A 14,337-nucleotide genomic window follows, 5' to 3' on the forward strand; every position below is an offset into this window, starting at 1 on the left:
AATTCGATGAAAAAAGGAGCAAATTACCTTGAGCCAATACAAGGATAAAACCGCCGCAGATTTTGAATACGAGCGTTATAAGCTGTTGAAGGAGTATCGTCCCGAGAACGATATCCCGAACGACGATCTCCTCCCCCATGATACCCAAGTAGTCCAAGGAATCAGCGAATCTCTGCCGAGCGAAGCTGAGGAATCTCCAAACAAACAGCAGCGTAAGGATTAATCTGAATTATCGATCACCCTTGTAAATCTTGAACCTGCTGACCAATTCCTGCAACTGTTCAGCCATCAAGCTAAGGTCAGCCGAGGATGAAGCCATCTCTTCCAGCGAAGCCAGTTGTTGCTGGGCGGCGGCGGAGATGGTTTGTGTATTTCCTGCCGCTTCTTCCGACAGATGGCGAATTTGCTCCATCGCCTCCCGCGTGGTTCCCGCTTCTCCGGCAACCTGCTGCATCGCATCAGCCGCATGCTGCATCACATCGGCAGCTTCGACCACCGACTTGCTAATCGTGCCAAATGATTCGCCAGACAGACTAACGGCCTCGATTCCCTCCGTTACCTTGCCCTTAACATCCGCCATCGTGGCTACCGTCCGCTTCATTTCATCGCCAATTTGCACAATCAGCTCCCGAATTTGATCCGCGGAGTGGGCCGATCCTTCCGCCAGCTTACGCACCTCTCCTGCAACAACCGCAAACCCACGGCCCTGCTCACCGGCTCGTGCGGCCTCAATAGACGCATTCAGTGCCAGCAGGTTGGTCTGCTGGGCAATCCCCGCCATCAATACAGCGATGTCGCCAATTTCGGCGGCCCTTATATTTAATGAATTCACCACTTCAGCTAACTCGTCTACCGTTACATCAATGCTGCGTATACGCTGCTCTGTCGTCTCCACAAGCTGTATTCCTTGCTTTGCCGAGGTTGCCGTACCGGACATTACCCGGGTAATCAAATTGACGTTGCCGGAAATATAATCCAACTGCTGAGACATCGTATCTACGCTGCCTGCCCCACTTTTCACACTTTGAAGCTGCTGCTCGCTACCGGCTGCAACATCCTGAATCGCTACGGTAACATGCTCGATAGCCTTGGTCGTTTGCTCCGTTCCCGCAGACAATTGCTCCGACGAGGCGGATACATTGTCCGTCATCTCCCGGACTCCCGTAATCATCTGACGAAGACTGTCCACCATCACTTGGAAGTTCGCGGCTAACTCGCCGATCTCATCTTGCTTGAAGCCGTTCAGCTCTTCTGTTAAATCTCCTTGGCCCAGCACCGCGGTGGCCTTCTTCAAACGATGCAACGGTGACACGATAGAACGGATGTTGAAGAAGGTGAGTACGGCCCCACCAAGCAACGAGAGCAGCAGGACGAGCGCAGCGGTATCCCGGATAGCAGATGTTTCTTTAGTAACTTCCCCTTCGTTCATCGTTCCCCCGATTCTCCAACCAGTCAGTTCATTTTTATAAAAAGCCATCTTATATTTTTGCTCATCCACCATATAGTCTGTAATCCCTTGGTTCTCCGCAAACATAGAAGCAACAAAGCCCTCCTGAGATACCTGGCCGACGCTACCCTCTGGATGCACGAGTACCTGCTTCGCATCATCAAGAAGAAGGATGTACCCTTCCTCCCCGACCTTCATGCTGATCGTCTCAGATAATCCCGTTAGGTCAAGATCCAGCGCAATGACCCCTTGCCCATCCTCCATCAGCTTCGAGATTGAGACGACCGGACTACCATCCACAGACATATATACCGGTGATATCACAGCCGCCGAACTATTCGTGGCCAGAGCATACCACCCCCGGGTTCTAGGATCAAAGTCTGCGGGTAGTTCCTGATCAATCCCAAGCAAAGTAGCCCCGCTCTCCGTGCCGACGTATAGATTAAGCACATCCTTATGTATAGCCAAGTATTCCTTGAAGCGCTCCCCGACCGGACCCCCGCCTTCTGCAACTTCCTTGTCTATCCCTTTTGTGTTCAAGGCATTGGCATAATAGTCCAGATCCGCCACTCTGGCACCTATATTTTGGGTAAGGATCGAGTCAACTGTGCTAACACTTTCCTCGGCGCTATGCATTAGGGCAGCCTCAATACGATGACTTGCCGTCCAATAGGTTACCCCTCCGATAATAAGGCTGGGCAAGAGCAGAACAATTGCAAAGGTAAGTATGAGCTTTCGTCGTATGGATAATGACATTTTTCTATTCATGGTAAATCCCCCTTAGATGACTTGCACGATACATATGCATTTACAACCAACATAAATCAATTTGTTTTTGTAGATCAATGTCGAAATATGACGTTGTTTTCCTAAAAAATGAACAATCTAAGGCAAAATGTAAAAAAAGGGCCTTATTCGGCCCGGTATACCCTGTTACGTCCTGCTTCCTTCGCTTGATATAACGCCTGATCCGCCTTTGCCACCAACTCCTCGCCCACGATGTCGGGGTAAGTGGCACTGCCTGCTGAAATCGTCAGCCGCAGTTCTTCTCCATCCTCCAGAATGAAGGGATGCTGCTCTACCGTGCTGCGTAGACGCTCGGCAATCGCCGTGATCTGCACCGCACTGCAACGATCCACCAGAATGAAGAATTCTTCTCCCCCCTTACGGGAGATTTGGTCCCCCGGACGGAACGCCTCCCGCAGAACGTCAGCGAATTGCCGTAGCACGGCATCTCCTGCAGGATGACCGTACGTGTCATTAACTTGCTTGAAATAATCAATATCCACAATGAGTAAGGTGAAGGGAATATGATCACGCTTAGCCGCTGCTATCTTCTGTTCGATGATGACTTCAAATGCCCTCGAATTGAACAAGCTCGTTAAGAAGTCGCGGTTGGCGGCTTCCTCCATCATCTGGACCGAATCCTCCGCTTTGCGCAAGTGGCTTATCATAAGATAGATGAAGAGCCCAGCAATGAGGAACAGTAGCATGTACACAGCGATATCCTTCCAGGAACCGGGCTCAAGCAGAATACTTAGCAAAATACCCGTGTTCACCGCAGACCATACCAAGGCCACCAGCCAACGCTTGAACGTGATGATCTTCCGCCGTAAAATAATTAGTCCGCACAATAGCGTTATAGGCGCGTGGAGTGCACCAATCAGAGATGAGCCTGCCATCCCTTGCAGATAAATCAGTCGGTAGAGGCCGATAATAACCGTAGTTATGACTCCGGACATCCCTCCTCCCAAAGAGATAGAGATCAGAATGGGCAGTTGCCGGAAATCTGCGACTGCATGCGAGGATAGAGGAAAAGTATAGTACATAAGCAACACGCCAAGTAACCCGAGTACGCCACCAAGCAGCGAACGGGTATAGATTGTGTTCTCCCTCTGGCTCAACACCTTGCTTCTTACAATATGTCCGAGGAAGATAAATGTCGTCATCAACGTGAAATTGTTGAACAAGGCCTGTAGCATCTAAAGTACCTCTCTGATGTCCATTTGACAGTGTTGTTAGCATTCCATATTGCATCGTTAATTATAAATTACGATCATACTATAAAGCCGCCTTCCATGTTATAATGCGCATAGATGAAAGGGTGAACGGGAATGAACGAAGAGGCTGCGCTTCAGGTGCAAGAGCCTGTACAAGTATGCCTGCTGGCTGGGAAAATTATGCTTCAAAGCGGAGCGGAGACTTACCGTGTGGAGGATACAATGACACGTATGGCCGATGCGCTCGGGCTTCACGGAGCCGATAGCTTCGTAACGCCAACCGGAATTTTATTTCAGTCAGGCGAAGCGGACTCGGCCAAGCTGATTCGTATTGTAGCCCGTACCACCGACTTGCAGAAGGTATCCGCTGTGAACAACGTCTCCCGCAAGCTTGGCAACGGGGAGATGACCACCGCAGATGCCTATGCTGAACTCCTAGAGATTGAACGGGTTAAGCCCACTTACCCCATGTCTATGCAAATTGCAGCAGCCGCTATATCCAGCGGCTGCTTTACCTTGATGTTCCGCGGCTCATTGGCCGATTTCCTGCCCGGCATCCTCTGCGGCGGTCTGGGCTTTGCTGCTTTTTTGCTGTTGCATCGTCTTGTGAAGGTTAAGTTTTTTGCCGAGTTCATAGCATCCCTGCTCATAGGGCTACTTGCCGTATTACTGGTGGAGCTTCATATTGGTCGCATGCTCGACAAAGTGATCATTGGCTCCGTCATGCCGCTCGTGCCCGGCTTACTCATTACCAATGCCGTTCGAGATTTGATGGCCGGGCATCTGGTGTCCGGCTTGTCCAGGGGAGCCGAAGCCTTCCTTACCGCCTTTGCGATCGGCGCCGGTGTGGCCGTCGTATTCACTTTGCTTTGACAAGCCTGGCCCCGTCCACGGATCGTCTTTGGAATTAAGGTTGCCGGAAGGAGTAGAACTTACCTTATGTATTGGATCATCCATCTCATTGCCAGCTTCATAGCCTCAGCCGCCTTCGCGATCCTATTCAATGCCCCTAAGCGCACGCTGCTGCAATGCGGGGTATCCGGCGTAATCGGCTGGATGATATATCTGTTGCTGCTCAGCATAGGCATGGAAGCCGTTTTCTCGACCGTAGCAGCCACCTTCCTGGTCGGTGTAGCCGGACAGTTCTTTGCCAGATGGTACAAGGAACCCGTGATCATTTTCAGCGTAGCTGGTATTATCCCGCTGGTTCCCGGTGGACTTGCCTACGATGCCATGCGAAGATTTGTAGAGAATGAATATAATCTGGCCGTTCAGTTGGCCGCCCAAGCCTTCCTCCTCTCCGGTTCAATTGCCATCGGACTGGTTCTATCCGAAGTGCTGGGACAACTCCTGATTCGGCGCAGACCTCTACGTATTCAAGTAAATCGCCAGGATCGTTAACCTGTGGGGAACTTATACAAATAGAAAGAAGTGAACAGCAAGAAATGATCGGCGATATCATCTTGGAAGTTGTTTTGCCTATCTTTGTCCTGATTGGCCTCGGTTCCCTTATGCAACGGGCATTCAGGATGGATCTGTATACCCTCGCCAAAATTAATTTTTATTACGTGACCCCGGCCGTAGTCTTCCTGAGTATGTATGAATCGGAAATGTCCCCGAAGTTGCTGGGGAGCGTTACCGGCTTCTATATCCTGTATGTTCTGTTGCTCCTGGGCATCAGCCAACTCGTTAGCCGTCGCTTCAAATTCAGCAAAGGCATGCGGGCAGCATTCGCCAACAGCCTGATTCTTGATAACTCCGGCAACTATGGCATGCCGATTAACCAGTTGGCTTTCAGGGGCGACCCGCTCGCTGCCTCCGTTCAGGCACTCGTCATGACCTTCCAGAGCCTGGTCACATTTACGTATGGTGTGATGAGCGTCCAGCGGGCCAAATCCGGTGGCACACTGAGAGCTGCCCTGATTGGCTTCCTCAAGATGCCCGTTCCCTATGCGCTAGTACTTGGCATGCTGCTGCATGTTCTGGATTGGCCCTTGCCTTACTTCATGTCCAAGCCGCTAGCCTATATTGCCGATTCCATGGTCGCCATAGCCCTGCTTACCCTGGGAGCGCAAATCATCAAGTACCCGCTCAGGCTGGATCGACTGGACGTCTACATCAGCGTAGCTTTGCGACTGCTCATTGGACCGGCAATAGGTTATCTCCTCATTGTCCTGTTAGGTTTGAAGGGAATTCCCGCACAAGCTTTACTTATCGCCTCAGGCATGCCGAGCGGGGTCAACAGCACTATTCTGGCCGAAGAATACGATAATGAACCGGACTTTGCTTCGCAAACCGTCCTGATCTCAACCATTCTTAATCTGATTACTGTGACCGTACTCATCTCTTTATCCCGATATGTAGGTTAAGCAAGGTCATCTGCAATGAACCCCTCCGCTGGTGGCGGAGGGGTTCATTGTTAACACTTTCCTCAAGTTCATTATTTGCTATTTACGCTCATACTCCATTTGATGCAGTTCGCGAATAAATCGTTGCAGCAAATGGCTATCCTGATGGCCCAATCCGTGCTGATTTTCCTTGGTGATCATTTGGCCAATCCGTCTCTTCAACAATTCACTACGGCGTTCTAACGCTTCACCTTGACTCAATAGCTTCCACTCCCTTTGAGTTCTCTCTTCTGTATAAGAGGAAGTTCCAGAAAGTCATCCTGCTGGTGTACACCCGACTTTCAGAAACACGTACCTTAAGTATAAAAGTCCGCGGGATATATGGAAAAACCAGAAAAAAACGCTCTATCCCGAGATGGTCCAAATTTTCGGCAGCACATAAATTGATCACCTGCCTTACATACATATCCTCTAGAATACTGCCTCATCCTCAGCATACCTTTACTGCGATAAAGTTAATTTCCTTATATTCCCTAAAATATGATGTAATAACCACTTAAACCCCAGCAGCTCTCACCTGGTCGCTACCCCAACACAACCATCTTGGGGTATACTGTGCTTTGAGATACAGGGAAGGAGCAGGAATGTGCCAGACCATAAGACAAGCTTAAGCAATCATGGGATTTTTTTTGATGTAGATGATACGTTGTACGACCATCTGGAGCCTTTTCGCACAGCTATGGATAAGGTATTACTTCACGGCCAGGACTTCCCGTTCGAGGAAGCTTATCAGCGAATGCGCTATTACAGCGACTTGCTGTCTAGTGAAGCGGGAGGGACACCTACGGACAGCAAGGTGATTGAGGACATGCGGATAGAGCGCTTTGTCCGGACCTTGGCCGAATTTGATATGACCTTAACCAAGGAGCAAGCCTCTGAGATCCAGGCGGCCTACATAGATTGCCAGTTCCGCATTCGCCCATTTGAGGGAGCAGAGCAACTGATCCGCAAGCTTCAAGCTCTGGGAGCGACCGTCGGTCTGATTACCAATGGCCCGGCCGAGCATCAATGGAAGAAAATCCGCATCCTTGGAATTGATCGCCTCATCCCGGCAGACCTGATATTTATTTCCGGGGCCGTGGGCTTCACCAAACCCGATCCCCGGTTATTCGAGCATGTCGCAGCCAAGCTCAAGCTAACCGCCGGACAATGCTGTTATATCGGTGATTCCTGGCGCAACGATGTAGTAGGTGCTGCCGAGGCGGGATGGCGTATGCTCTGGTTCAACCATCGCGGAGTTCAGCCTGAGTCGGAGGATCGTCCGCACGAACCTGCCGCAAGCTATACCCAGCTCTCCCGGCTGCTGTTGGGAGATTAGAGCAGAGCCGACCTCTCCCGCCCAACGACAAACCGCTGAACCGGTTGCTACATCTCCCGGTTCAGCGGTTTTTTTTAACCCTTATTTCCTTAATTCATCTGGCATCACAAGCCACGTCTATAATTCATCTCAGGATGCGCTGTCTTTAACCTCTTGAGGTATCTTGATTTCAGCAACTTCATTATAGTTGGAGAACTTGTTCACCATCACCATATCCATTGCTATCTTCCGTCCCTCCATATCCATATTCGCTTTGATTACCACATCTGATCGAATGGGATAGAAGTTATCTTTGTTAACAGCATATTTCATACTGATCTCTTGAATTTCCATCTGATTCATTAATTCCCCAAGCTCGTCATTTCCTCCACCAGACTGACTCATCAACGATTTAGCCAATTCCTTGACGCCCTCACCCAATACTTCAGCCGTAAGCACATATTCTGTTCCTTCATCAGTAATCTTAACTTTGTCGGTAATGGATTTGAACTGCTCAAGCTGGTTCTCAGGAGCCACTGTGTCCTCCACCCCGGCGACCAACTCATCCCTCAACTCGTCGGGATACTTCACCCATGCTCCAGCTATACTTGAATAAATACCTTCATCGGTAATATATTGCTTAATCTCACGTTCCCCAGTGCTGCTGGACATGTTAATGACCTGATAGACCCCCAGTGGTTCTCGGGTAGAGTCCACCTTCACGGTAATGTCGACTTTCTCATTGGTTTGCTCGGTCCCATACGTCAGGACCATATCTTGCTGGACCTCTGCCTCCATGGTAAAGCTCTTCACATTCGCGGTGGCCCCCAGCGTGTTTTGGATCAATTCCTCCAGCGTAATGTCATCCTTCTTCACTTCGGCTTGCTCTTCCTGCTGCTGGTTAGCCGAGTTCGTTCCACCCTGAACCGCTTCCGCTTGACCAGATGCTGTCGGCTCCTTATCCTGCCCGCAAGCAGTCAGCCCTATTGCCAGTATGATCCCCAATAGTCCTGCAGTCCATCTTCTCACTCTCGTTGTCCTCCTTAGGAACGAATTCAGCACTCCCTAACATCCAATCTACATGCTGAAAAGTCTATTTTGAATATTAAAAATATTCATTATTGATCATATTAAACAACGGGCTTGCCTGATTACAGGGGATAAAGTCCAATTTCCTTCTTATTGAGGTCCTGTTTATTTGGTCAAATTGAACTAAATTTAACTCTAAAAAAACAATTACGACATATATTACAATAGCTCCCTTCAACTTACCATGATAAGATTATTGATATTATTGGCAAGTTAGGTATAAGTCCGTATTCAAAAAGGAGATTGCTATGAACGGATTTCTTCTATTCATTCCATTTATACTGATCAGATTTGGACTTTTGAGCCTGTTAGACAAGGACGGGCTAAAACGTGCCGCACTCTTCGCTCCCCTGAGGGGAGGAGAAAGGGCTGCCTACTGGTGTTACCAGATTTCGAATCTTCTCATATTGATCTATCCGTTCTTTCTGAAGGTTACGACGGATAAATCTTGGTTGTATACTGGATTAGCGTTCTACGGATTAGGTATCTTGCTGTGTCTTGCCTCTGTATTCAATTTTGCCAGCCCAGCAGCAAATGGCATGAATCAGGGAGGATTGTATCGGCTCTCCCGCAACCCGATGTATATCGCTTATTTTATTTATTTTTTGGGCTGTGCATTACTTACAAGATCCTTTGTGCTATTTGTAATCGTGATGGTCTTTCAAATATCAGCACATTGGATTATCTTGGCCGAAGAACGATGGTGCCTGCAACAATTTGGACAACAATACAAGCATTATATGAGTAAAGTAAGGCGTTATATTTAGAGTTTTAAAAAAAAACGGGGAGCGTCGGCATCATGCCAACACTCCCTTTTTTTCACCGCAATTGCAAAATATCCACGCCATACGGCTCAAGCTGCAAGGTTCTGTCCCGATCCTGTCCATGAAGCACGCTATGGTAGTTCCCATTAAGTATCACCTCACGTGCCTCACGACACAGATTAAGCACGAACAGGAAGCTTCCGCTTTGCCCGCTTCTCATTGCCACTTGCACTCCATCCGGCAAATCCGTAGCCGGGCTGCCGATTCCGCGCATCTCGGTAATCTGACCTAATAGCCGCTTCAGATAAGCTTCCTCCGGGTGAATGCCCAGATAGTACACCTGTCCTTGCCCATAGCGATTCACCGTTACCGCAGGAAGCCCGCGATAATAATCCTCATCATAGAACGCTATAGGCTCCGCACCCTTCAGGTTCAATAGATCGCACCACTGCGTCCCCAGATAAGTATGCCCTTCGGCATCGACAATTTGATGAGCATCCTGCCCGATGGGATCATACTCGTCCACAGTTACCCCCGCAGCGGCAGCCAGCAGCCCGGGCAGCGGCATCATCACATGCTGATTATTCATATGCTTGGCACCGGTCCGCGAGGTCAAGATTAACGTACCTCCAGATTCTGCGAAGGCTTCCAGCTTGGCCGCGATCTCCGGATTCAACAGATACAAGCCGGGCGCAATCACCAGCTTGTAACCCTGCAAATCCTCGGTCCATTCCAGCGCATCACAGCCAATGCCCAGCTTCGTCAAGGCCCGGTGAAAGTCCTTGATATTCTCGTAGTAATCCAGCCCTTCTGCCTGCGGCTGAATACGTAACGCCTCCAATTGCTCATGGGACAACAGAATAGCTACCTCATGCTGCGGTGCGGTTCCCTCCAAGGCATCGGATAGAGCATTAACCTCGCTGCACAACTCGGAGAACTCCGTAAACCTACGTCCCAGCACATTGCTATGATCGATAATTCCATGCCAGAACTGTTCCGCTCCCACTAGAGCAGAGCGCCAGCGGAAGTGAACAACGGTATCCGCTCCCTTGGCGATGGCTTGCCACGCATAGGCTCGAATCAAGCCAGGGTAAGGGGCACGCCATGTCGGGAACCAGGCACCCGGAGGTCCGCTAAGCTGCTCCATAATCCAGAAGTTACGGCGTTTGACCCCGCGTGTCACGTCCAAAGACAACGCCCCGCTATATGGGGCCGTAGCCTGCTTGGCCGGATTCGTGTTCGGATAGTAATCGAAGGAGACCACATCCAGATCCGCCCCGATCTGGTACAAATCCAAACGCTGCGGATAAGAGTGCAGGTTATGCGTGACAAAATGCTCCGGGCAATACTTACGAAGAATCTCGATCTGCCCGCGTTGGAATTCTGTAATGGCATCCCATTGGAACCGAGTGAAGTCCAGCAGATACGACGGGTTTTGATGCCGGGAACCTCCATAAGGAACCCCTACCTGACTCCAGGCATTGTACTCCCCGCTCCAGACTACGGTCCCCCATTCCTGGTTGACGTTCTCCAGCGTGCCATATTTGCGTTCCACCCACTCACGAAATCGAAGATTGCACGTATCGCAATGACAATCAATCACCCAGAACTCATTGTCCGTCTGCCAGCCTATGACCGCAGGATGATTCGCGTATCGCCGGGCCATCGCCTCCACGATGCGAGAGCCATATTCACGCAACGATTCGCTGTTATAACACCGATGCCCTCGAACTCCGGGATAGTTGGTATGTCCGCTCGCATCCACCGGGAGAATATCCGGGGCCAATTCCGTCAGCCAGCGTGGTGGTGTATTGGTTGGTGTACCCAGGACAACCTGAATCTGATGCGCGGCAAACAAGTCTATAGCCTGGTCCAGCCACTCGAACGCAAATTGCCCTTCCGACGGTTCCAGACGACTCCAGGCAAATTCCGCCAGACGGACCACCTTCACCCCCGTAATCTCCATCAATCGAATATCCTCTTCCCAAAGCTGTGGTTCCCAATGCTCCGGGTAATAGACGACTCCGATCTGAACCTGATCTAATTGGGTTGTTGGCCGCATAATATCGATCCCCCTTATAATAGAAAGAACCACCTCTCCCTTCTTCTCAGAGAGAGGTGGCTTGCCTCATATCACTATTATCCTATTTTAACTTGTCCCAAGCCGCTTGCATATTTTTTTGCCAATTTTCTACATCACTTTTACCTGCCAGGTACTGCTGAATGGCACTGCCGAATTCCTGGGCAACCCCATCCGGATATTTCCCGGCCTGGTGAGCGTAGATTTTGCCTGCCTCTACATAATTCACCAAGTCTGTAGCGATAGCCCCCATGTCCTCAGGAGTAGCTTCAATCGTAGTCATTGCCGGTATAAATTTGAACTTCTTCACAATATACTCCTTACCGGCGTCCGAAGTAACCAGCCAGTTCAGGAAGGTTTTTGCTTCTTCTTTGGCATCCGAGTCTTTATTAACGACCAGGTTCACCGGAACCCCGATGGTCACTCTGCTGGTCTTCTCAGCATCATCGCTAAGAGCCATTGGGAGTACACCAATATTCATGCCGGGTGTAATGCCATCAATCATCGTTTGTGCCCAGTTCCCTTGTTGCATCATGGCTACTTCTCCGTTAGCAAACATAGTCACCTGCGTATTGTAGTCGGTGGTAAGTGGATTTTTGTTGCCATAATCCAGAGTTAACTTCATCAGCTTGGCCCAATCGGCAAAATGCTGGTTGCCAATGATCGAAGAGGTACCTTCATTCAAGCCTTTAATAAAGCCATCAACATCATCTTGGTTAGCAAAAGCGACACTGATTCCCTGGCTACCTACCAGCCACCACTCTTGATAAGCATTGGCGAAAGGCATAATCCCTGCGGCTTGCAGTTTCTTTGCTGCCTCTTCCAGTTCTGAATAGGTTTGTGGTGGATCCGTAATGCCTGCTTGTGCAAACAAATCTTTATTGTAGACAAAGCCAAATCCTTCAAGATCCAGCGGCAAGCCATAAACCTTGTCGCCCTTAGTAATCGCTTCAGCCGCCAGCGGTACGAGGTCGCCAACCCAAGGTTGGTCAGACAAATCCTCCAACTTCTCTTCCCACATATCTAATTTGGCATATCCGTTATTGGAGAAAATATCAGGTGCATCACCGGAAGCAAACTTTGTTTTCAAGGCTGCATCATAATCGGCCCCCCCACCTACAGTCTGGATATCCAGCTTGATGTTAGGGTATTCCTTCTCAAACTCGACCTTCAATTCGTTAAGGCCTTCAACAATTTCGGTTTTGAATTGGAAGATCGTGACGGTCTTCTGTTCCTGCTTGCCACTGCCTTGACTTTCCCCACCCGTATTGGTACCGCTTGCAGAATTTCCGTTGCCGCAAGCCGCAACTAGTAATGACATTATTAATAAAACAGATACCAACATAAGATTCTTAGGCTTCTTCATCATCTAATTCCCCCTAAATCTGTTTTTAATATATTGGAACAGCGGGCCGGGATCAACCCTTGACCGATCCCGCTGCGATTCCCTCAACAATGTAACGCTGTAAGAACAAGAAGAAGATAACAACTGGCGTGATACCTAATACCAAGGCCGGGAGCGCAATATCCCATTGCTTGCTGTATTGCCCGAAGAATGAAAAGGTAGCAAGCGGTATCGTCCGCATTTCCGGACGTTGCAAAATTAACGAAGGCAACAGATAGTCATTCCAAACCCACAAGCAGTTCAACACAATAGTGGTCATCAGCATCGGCTTCAACATGGGAAGCACAATGCGGAAGAATACACTGATTCCCGTACAACCGTCAACGGTAGCCGCTTCCTCAATCTCCCGTGGAATGGATTTAACGAATCCATGGAAGAGGAAGACGGCCATCGGTGCACCCAAACCAAGGTAAGTCATAATGAGTCCAAAGTGTGAGTTATTGACTCCCAGTTCATTCACTACTCGTAATAACGGCATCATGATCGTCTGGAAGGGAATCACCATCGAGGCGATGAACAGCATGAACAAAATACGGTTAAACAAGGTGTTGGAACGCACCATGCGGTAAGCGCCCATAGCGCTGATTAATGCTAACACGCTTACACTGATCACTGTAATAATCAGAGAGTTAGTAAAGGCTTGGGGAAATCGGGTGAGCTCCCACGCTTTCGCATAGTTCTCCCACTGAATTACCTTGGGCCAGCTCGCTGAATCGGACATGATCTCCCCGAAGGGCTTGACCGAATTGACAAATAAGAAATAGAAAGGAGAAAGGAAGACCAAAGCAACGATGCCCATAATAATCTCTGTCGTTAAGAGTCTGCCGGTATATTTCTTCATCACGCTTCGACCTCCTTGCTCTTAGTCAGACGAACCTGGAACATGGTAATGACTGCCACAATAACGAAGAACAGAATCGCCTTGGCCGTTCCCAACCCATAACGGTTATTTTGGAACGCTTCATTATAGATGTTCATAGCCACGGATTCCGTAGATTTAAATGGTCCGCCCTTCGTTAACGAAAGGTTAAGGTCAAACATCTTGAACGCCCATGAGATCGCCAGGAACAAGCAGATCGTAACCGCAGGCATAATCAACGGTATAATGATGCTGCGCAGCATTTGCCAACGACTTGCGCCGTCGATTTCAGCGGCCTCCATGACCTCGGAAGGCACATTGGTTAAGGAGGAAATGTAAATGACCATCAAATATCCGGCGGTATGCCACACAAACACAATCATAATTCCCCAAAACCCGGTTGTCGCATCCCCCAGCCAAGGAAGACCAAAGAAGGACCACCCCGTCAATTCATAAACCGTATTAAAACCCTTGATGAATATAAACTGCCAAATGAATCCTAGCAGCAGGCCCCCGATCACATTAGGCATAAAGAATATCGTACGCATAATGTTCCGCAGCTTCAACCCTTTGGTCAAAAAATAAGCAAGGAAGAAGCCAACCACATTCGTAAGCACAATGCCCACTACGGTAAATTTGGTCGTAAACCAGAAGGAAGACCAGAAATCAGGATCGTTTGTAAATATAATTTTGAAATTGTCCCACCCTACCCAATTTACTGTGCTCGCCACGCCATTCCAGTCGGTCATTGCATAATACATACCAAGTAAGAATGGAACTACCATGATGATGATAAAGAACAAGAGCACGGGTCCTACAAAAAATAACTGAAGTCCCAGTTCAGACGCTCTTTTGTTATTCATGGCGCAGCCCCCCTTTCTTTCTAGCGAATAACTGTTGTATTGTTATTATGACTTGGGGCAGCAACTAAACACACCTACAAATGTGAACACTCAGGTGGAATTTATTGATCGGGAGAATTGGAATA

At 49.1% G+C, this 14,337-nt stretch carries 14 protein-coding genes; 6 read left to right on the top strand and 8 right to left on the bottom strand.

The annotated features are described in order from the left end of the window. The first annotated feature begins 28 nt into the window (after positions 1-28). Positions 29-223 carry a hypothetical protein gene (locus tag AC1VOR_RS15425; protein ID WP_482618970.1) on the top strand — a complete coding sequence of 65 codons (195 nt, stop codon included), beginning with the start codon at positions 29-31 and terminating at the stop codon, positions 221-223. Positions 224-229: 6 nt separating this feature from the next. Here AC1VOR_RS15425 and AC1VOR_RS15430 read toward each other — a convergent pair whose 3' ends face one another. Together AC1VOR_RS15430 and AC1VOR_RS15435 are read right to left on the bottom strand one after the other, a co-directional pair. Then, positions 230-2,215 carry a methyl-accepting chemotaxis protein gene (locus AC1VOR_RS15430; protein WP_482618972.1) on the bottom strand — a complete coding sequence of 662 codons (1,986 nt, stop codon included), beginning with the start codon at positions 2,213-2,215 and terminating at the stop codon, positions 230-232. 143 nt (positions 2,216-2,358) lie between these two features. Beyond that, positions 2,359-3,429 carry a GGDEF domain-containing protein gene (locus tag AC1VOR_RS15435; protein ID WP_482618974.1) on the bottom strand — a complete coding sequence of 357 codons (1,071 nt, stop codon included), beginning with the start codon at positions 3,427-3,429 and terminating at the stop codon, positions 2,359-2,361. Between the two features lie 132 nt (positions 3,430-3,561). Between AC1VOR_RS15435 and AC1VOR_RS15440 the strand changes: the two genes are divergently transcribed. From AC1VOR_RS15440 to AC1VOR_RS15450, 3 genes are all read left to right on the top strand, one after another. Then, entirely contained in the window at positions 3,562-4,320 is a 759-nt protein-coding gene (locus AC1VOR_RS15440) for a threonine/serine exporter family protein (protein ID WP_482618976.1), read from the top strand. A gap of 66 nt (positions 4,321-4,386) precedes the next feature. Continuing rightward, positions 4,387-4,848: a threonine/serine exporter family protein gene (locus tag AC1VOR_RS15445; protein ID WP_482618978.1), complete on the top strand. Its 462-nt coding sequence runs from the start codon at positions 4,387-4,389 to the stop codon at positions 4,846-4,848. 44 nt (positions 4,849-4,892) lie between these two features. Further along, positions 4,893-5,816: an AEC family transporter gene (locus tag AC1VOR_RS15450; protein ID WP_482618980.1), complete on the top strand. Its 924-nt coding sequence runs from the start codon at positions 4,893-4,895 to the stop codon at positions 5,814-5,816. A gap of 78 nt (positions 5,817-5,894) precedes the next feature. Here the strand turns inward: AC1VOR_RS15450 and AC1VOR_RS15455 are convergent, their stop codons facing one another. Next, positions 5,895-6,056, bottom strand: a complete 162-nt coding sequence (locus AC1VOR_RS15455; RefSeq protein ID WP_482618982.1) for a hypothetical protein — start codon at positions 6,054-6,056, stop codon at positions 5,895-5,897. Positions 6,057-6,441: 385 nt separating this feature from the next. Between AC1VOR_RS15455 and AC1VOR_RS15460 the strand changes: the two genes are divergently transcribed. Next, positions 6,442-7,173 (top strand): HAD family hydrolase, encoded by a 732-nt coding sequence (locus tag AC1VOR_RS15460; RefSeq protein ID WP_482618984.1) that lies wholly within the window; start codon positions 6,442-6,444, stop codon positions 7,171-7,173. Positions 7,174-7,302: 129 nt separating this feature from the next. Here AC1VOR_RS15460 and AC1VOR_RS15465 read toward each other — a convergent pair whose 3' ends face one another. Beyond that, entirely contained in the window at positions 7,303-8,181 is an 879-nt protein-coding gene (locus AC1VOR_RS15465) for a DUF6612 family protein (protein ID WP_482618986.1), read from the bottom strand. A gap of 308 nt (positions 8,182-8,489) precedes the next feature. Between AC1VOR_RS15465 and AC1VOR_RS15470 the strand changes: the two genes are divergently transcribed. Continuing rightward, entirely contained in the window at positions 8,490-9,008 is a 519-nt protein-coding gene (locus AC1VOR_RS15470; RefSeq protein ID WP_482618988.1) for a methyltransferase family protein, read from the top strand. 52 nt (positions 9,009-9,060) lie between these two features. On the opposite strand, the gene AC1VOR_RS15475 is transcribed toward AC1VOR_RS15470, so the two are convergent. The 4 genes from AC1VOR_RS15475 to AC1VOR_RS15490 all read right to left on the bottom strand — a co-directional run bounded on the left by AC1VOR_RS15475 (position 9,061) and on the right by AC1VOR_RS15490 (position 14,212). Next, positions 9,061-11,067, bottom strand: coding sequence for a beta-galactosidase (locus AC1VOR_RS15475; RefSeq protein ID WP_482618989.1), 2,007 nt, complete (start codon positions 11,065-11,067; stop codon positions 9,061-9,063). A gap of 82 nt (positions 11,068-11,149) precedes the next feature. Continuing rightward, a complete protein-coding gene (locus tag AC1VOR_RS15480; protein WP_482619198.1) occupies positions 11,150-12,451 on the bottom strand; it encodes an ABC transporter substrate-binding protein in 1,302 nt (433 codons plus the stop codon). 52 nt (positions 12,452-12,503) lie between these two features. Then, positions 12,504-13,331, bottom strand: coding sequence for a carbohydrate ABC transporter permease (locus tag AC1VOR_RS15485; RefSeq protein WP_482619200.1), 828 nt, complete (start codon positions 13,329-13,331; stop codon positions 12,504-12,506). Next, positions 13,331-14,212 (bottom strand): carbohydrate ABC transporter permease, encoded by an 882-nt coding sequence (locus AC1VOR_RS15490; RefSeq protein WP_482618990.1) that lies wholly within the window; start codon positions 14,210-14,212, stop codon positions 13,331-13,333. The genes AC1VOR_RS15485 and AC1VOR_RS15490 overlap by 1 nt, the downstream gene beginning before the upstream one ends. Between the last annotated feature and the right edge of the window lie 125 nt (positions 14,213-14,337).

It is taken from the genome of Paenibacillus sp. 1SOY10, assembly GCF_056836745.1.

Bases quoted from the DNA above. Each gene is read 5' to 3' on its own strand.
- AC1VOR_RS15480 (WP_482619198.1), bottom strand. From the start codon at position 12,451: ATGAAGAAGCCTAAGAATCTTATGTTGGTATCTGTTTTATTAATAATG.
- AC1VOR_RS15485 (WP_482619200.1), bottom strand. From the start codon at position 13,331: ATGAAGAAATATACCGGCAGACTCTTAACGACAGAGATTATTATGGGC.
- AC1VOR_RS15445 (WP_482618978.1), top strand. From the start codon at position 4,387: ATGTATTGGATCATCCATCTCATTGCCAGCTTCATAGCCTCAGCCGCC.
- AC1VOR_RS15475 (WP_482618989.1), bottom strand. From the start codon at position 11,067: ATGCGGCCAACAACCCAATTAGATCAGGTTCAGATCGGAGTCGTCTAT.
- AC1VOR_RS15440 (WP_482618976.1), top strand. From the start codon at position 3,562: ATGAACGAAGAGGCTGCGCTTCAGGTGCAAGAGCCTGTACAAGTATGC.
- AC1VOR_RS15435 (WP_482618974.1), bottom strand. From the start codon at position 3,429: ATGCTACAGGCCTTGTTCAACAATTTCACGTTGATGACGACATTTATC.
- AC1VOR_RS15450 (WP_482618980.1), top strand. From the start codon at position 4,893: ATGATCGGCGATATCATCTTGGAAGTTGTTTTGCCTATCTTTGTCCTG.
- AC1VOR_RS15430 (WP_482618972.1), bottom strand. From the start codon at position 2,215: ATGAATAGAAAAATGTCATTATCCATACGACGAAAGCTCATACTTACC.
- AC1VOR_RS15490 (WP_482618990.1), bottom strand. From the start codon at position 14,212: ATGAATAACAAAAGAGCGTCTGAACTGGGACTTCAGTTATTTTTTGTA.
- AC1VOR_RS15470 (WP_482618988.1), top strand. From the start codon at position 8,490: ATGAACGGATTTCTTCTATTCATTCCATTTATACTGATCAGATTTGGA.